The 1,084-nt window shown below is 31.4% G+C and carries 2 protein-coding genes; both read right to left on the bottom strand.

Annotation, left to right across the window (positions count from 1 at the left end; translation table 11 throughout):
- On the bottom strand, positions 1-689 hold a 689-nt coding region (gene tcmP, locus F6K13_RS34450; protein ID WP_287290138.1), incomplete at its 3' end, for a three-Cys-motif partner protein TcmP.
- 91 nt (positions 690-780) lie between these two features.
- Positions 781-954, bottom strand: coding sequence for a hypothetical protein (locus tag F6K13_RS34455; protein WP_287290140.1), 174 nt, complete (start codon positions 952-954; stop codon positions 781-783).
- Positions 955-1,084: the final 130 nt, after the last annotated feature.

The following is a 1,084-nucleotide window of genomic DNA, read 5'->3' on the forward strand; positions in this document are numbered from 1 at the left end:
GGCTGTTGCTCATAATAGTCAATAGTTTTTAATCCAAAACCATAAACCTTAAACTCAAATAAATGGTGTAAATTATTGTACTTCCACAAAGTTTCTTTCATTACTTGTAAGGCAGTTATATTCTGATAAAAATGCATTAAATAATATAAGACATCTATATAACCTTTAGGTATTAGAGAAAATGTATGTATATGTTTAGTGTTTCCTTTATCTCTAAATAATCTGAGAGACTCATTCCTTAAATAGCGTTGCCCACTAACTCTATCAAATAGTTTTAAATTTTCTGATTCATAATACCCACTTGCTTCTAGAATTTTATTAAAATTGACTGTATCAATACCATTTTTGCCAATAACAAATCTTTTTAAATCTCTAATCATATAGGTATAGAGAATTTCTGAACCCTTGAGAGTATTTATGCGCCTGATACTACTCATGGATACATGACTCCATCGAAAAGGATCAATTAAAAAGAAGGAATGACCTTTGCGATTTTCAGCTATATTTATACAATGAGAAACAGCATTTTCAAAATCACTACAAATAAATCCACACTGCTCAATTAAACTACCAAAATCTCCATAAATTTCATGTTGTTGTTCATTTACTAATTCTTCTAGAGCTGCTTCTAACATAGAATAATTTTTAAAGCAGTCTATATGATTTTTATTGTTATCTATAGAACCCATTTGGGTTCTCGAAGAAATTAGGCGATCGCCAGGGATTACTTCTAACTTCTAACTTCTGACTTCTAACTTCTGACTTGCGCGTAGCGCTATATCACCCACCAGTAACAGTCACGGAATAATTAAATTTAAAAGGTTTAAAACTTTTTCCATCTTTGGCACTCCCAATAATTTCTAAATCATAAACACCAGCTTTGGGAAAAGTAATTTCTGCTCCTGGTATCTCTTGATATTGCTCAGTATCAATACCTTTTAATTCTGGATTCATTATCGGTTTACTTTCAGCATTACGAGGTTGAGAATAAACATTTAACTGACAATCACATTCACTAAAAGGAACATTTTTTCCACCTTTACGAGTTAAAGCAAACCAGGCAAATCTTCTTTAGCCTGGTTTA

Origin of the sequence: Okeania sp. SIO2B9 (genome assembly GCF_010672505.1) — a bacterium.
Classification (GTDB): domain Bacteria; phylum Cyanobacteriota; class Cyanobacteriia; order Cyanobacteriales; family Microcoleaceae; genus Okeania; species Okeania hirsuta.

What these genes read in the sequence shown, in the direction of transcription:
- F6K13_RS34455 (WP_287290140.1), bottom strand. Translation starts at nt 954, where the DNA reads ATGAATCCAGAATTAAAAGGTATTGATACTGAGCAATATCAAGAGATA.